At 40.0% G+C, this 2,688-nt stretch carries 4 protein-coding genes; all 4 read left to right on the forward strand.

What is annotated here, in order from left to right:
• Positions 1-2 precede the first annotated feature (2 nt).
• Positions 3-794 carry a 3-deoxy-8-phosphooctulonate synthase gene (kdsA, locus tag WBM70_RS00090; RefSeq protein WP_424556478.1) on the forward strand — a complete coding sequence of 264 codons (792 nt, stop codon included), beginning with the start codon at positions 3-5 and terminating at the stop codon, positions 792-794.
• A gap of 31 nt (positions 795-825) precedes the next feature.
• Positions 826-1,293, forward strand: a complete 468-nt coding sequence (ribH, locus tag WBM70_RS00095) for a 6,7-dimethyl-8-ribityllumazine synthase (RefSeq protein WP_424556479.1) — start codon at positions 826-828, stop codon at positions 1,291-1,293.
• A gap of 128 nt (positions 1,294-1,421) precedes the next feature.
• On the forward strand, positions 1,422-1,820 hold the full coding sequence (nusB, locus tag WBM70_RS00100) for a transcription antitermination factor NusB (RefSeq protein ID WP_424556480.1): 399 nt from the start codon (positions 1,422-1,424) through the stop codon (positions 1,818-1,820).
• The coding region (locus WBM70_RS00105; protein WP_424556481.1) for a CofH family radical SAM protein at positions 1,821-2,688 on the forward strand (868 nt) is incomplete at its 3' end.

The raw sequence follows: 2,688 nt of genomic DNA on the forward strand, positions 1-2,688 counted from the left end.
TAATTGCTGGACCGTGTGTTCTTGAAAGTCGTGACGCTGTAATGCGCATCGCAGAGTCTTTGGGGCAGTACCATGAGGACTGTACTAAAGAGTTTTATTTTAAAGCAAGTTTTGACAAAGCCAATCGCACAAGCCTGGACTCTTTTAGAGGTCCCGGATTGGATGAAGGGCTTAAAATGCTTCAAGAGGTCAAAGACCAGTTTGGGTATAAGATCTTAACGGATGTCCATGATTATACTCAACCCAAAGCAGCCGCTGAAGTGGCAGACGTACTTCAGATCCCTGCATTTTTATGTCGTCAGACAGACCTTCTTGTTGCAGCAGCAGAGACTTCTGCTACTGTGAACATTAAAAAAGGACAGTTCTTAGCACCTGCTGCGATGGAACATTCAGTGGCAAAGATACTTAAAACCAGAGGTTTTGATGGTGAAGTAAGTTATGAAAATGCAAAGAAATATAATGTATGGCTTACAGAACGCGGATCAAGTTTTGGATATGGAAATCTTGTCGTAGACATGCGTGGACTTAGAACGATGCGTGAGTTCGCCCCAGTTATATTTGATGCAACACACTCTGTGCAGATGCCTGCATCTGGTGGAGCAAGTTCAGGTGGAGACTCTTCGTTTGTTCCTTATCTCTCACGCGCAGCTGCAGCTGTAGGTGTGGATGGTTTCTTTTTTGAAACACACTTTGACCCAAGCATTGCTTTGAGTGATGGACCAAATATGATAGAATTAAGCAAATTGGATGCATTGATCAAACAGATCGATGCGATTAGAACCATAGTGGAATAGATAAATTTAAAAACATAATTAAAGGATAAGAATGAAAACAGTAGAAGGTCAACTCTCAGTAGATAAAAGTAAAAAAGTAGCGATCATCAATGCAAGATTTAATCACTTTATCACAGATAGATTGGTGGAAGGTGCCGTCGATGCGTATGCAAGACATGGTGGTAATGCAGATGATCTAGATCTTATTTTGGTACCAGGTGCATTTGAAGTACCATTTGCATTGGACAAAGCATTGGCTTCTGGTAAATATGATGCTGTATGTTGTTTAGGTGCAGTGATCCGTGGTGCAACACCTCATTTTGATTATGTATCAGCAGAGGCAACTAAAGGTGTGGCAACTGTAACGCTTAAATATGGTAAACCGGCAACATTTGGTGTACTGACAGTTGACAGCATTGAACAGGCTATAGAGAGAGCAGGTACGAAAGCAGGGAATAAAGGTGCTGAAGCGATGGTAGGACTTATTGAGCTTATTAACCTTTATAATGAACTTGATTAATAGCAACTAAAAGATAGTATAGGACGCTTTTGAGCAGAGCCCAAAAAGCTACGTTGTCACTACGACAACTTCAGCAGTTGGCTCATGTGACTAGTCACATTAAATAAACATGAATAAATAGGAAAAATATGGCAACAAGACATCAGGCACGTACAGCGGTAGTTGGGTTACTCTATGCGTATGATCTAGGAAATGAAAATATTGCAAAGTTCTCGGATGAAATCTTGGAAGAGGGTAAGATCCGAAATAAGCAAAAAGAGTTTTCATATACACTTTTTCAGGGGACCATAGAAAATCTTGAAATGTTGGATGCCAAAATTAATGAACATTTGATGGATTGGGACTATGATGGCATTGGAAAAGTAGAAAAAGCTATCATGAGACTGGGTGCGTATGAGATACTTGTGGCTAAAACAGACAAGGCGATCATTATTAACGAAGCAGTTGAACTTGCTAAAACACTTGCAGATGAAAAATCACCACAGTTCATTAATGGTGTTTTGGACGCATTGGATAAAGAGACATAAATGACGAGTCGTACTAATTCTACAAATAAACGTATGAGTATTGATGAGGCGGTAGAGCTCATTGAAAAAGCTGATCTTAAAACCCTTGGAAAGATGGCACTTGCACGTAAGAAAGAGATGCATCCTAAAGGTGTTACCACATTTGTCGTAGACAGAAATATCAACTATACGAATATCTGTTGGGTAGACTGTAAGTTTTGTGCTTTTTATACGCATGAGAAAAAAGAAGATGCGTACATTCTGACTTTTGATGAGATAGACCAAAAAATAGATGAACTTTTAGCGATAGGCGGAACACAAATACTCTTCCAGGGAGGAGTACACCCTAAGCTTGAGATAGAGTGGTATGAGGACTTGGTTGAACATATCTCAAAGAAATACCCGCAAGTTACAATACATGGTTTTTCATCGATTGAGATAGATTATATTGCCAACCGTTCTAAGATAAGTATCTCAGAAGTTTTGCGTAGACTCAAAGCCAAAGGGCTTAGTTCTATTCCTGGTGCAGGAGCAGAAATACTTTCAGATAGAGTACGTGACATTATAGCCCCTAAAAAACACGATAAAGATCAATGGCTGGAAGTGCACCGTCAGGCACATAAACTCGATATCAAGTCAACGGCTACGATGATGTATGGTACGGTAGAGACGACTCGTGAGATTGTGGAACACTGGGATTATGTTCGTCAGCTTCAGGATGAAACAGGAGGGTTTAGAGCATTTATCATGTGGTCATATCAAAGTGATCATACACAGCTTAAAAGAGAAGTGCCAACGATCACAAAAACCTCTTCAAATCTTTATCTGCGTTATTTGGCAGTAGCGAGGCTTTTTTTGGATTATGTACCAAATATACAGAGTTCATGGG

The organism is Sulfurovum sp., assembly GCF_049668085.1.
Lineage (GTDB): Bacteria > Campylobacterota > Campylobacteria > Campylobacterales > Sulfurovaceae > Sulfurovum.

Coding starts and splice junctions, on each gene's coding strand:
- ribH (WP_424556479.1), top strand. CDS start 826: ATGAAAACAGTAGAAGGTCAACTCTCAGTAGATAAAAGTAAAAAAGTA.
- nusB (WP_424556480.1), top strand. CDS start 1,422: ATGGCAACAAGACATCAGGCACGTACAGCGGTAGTTGGGTTACTCTAT.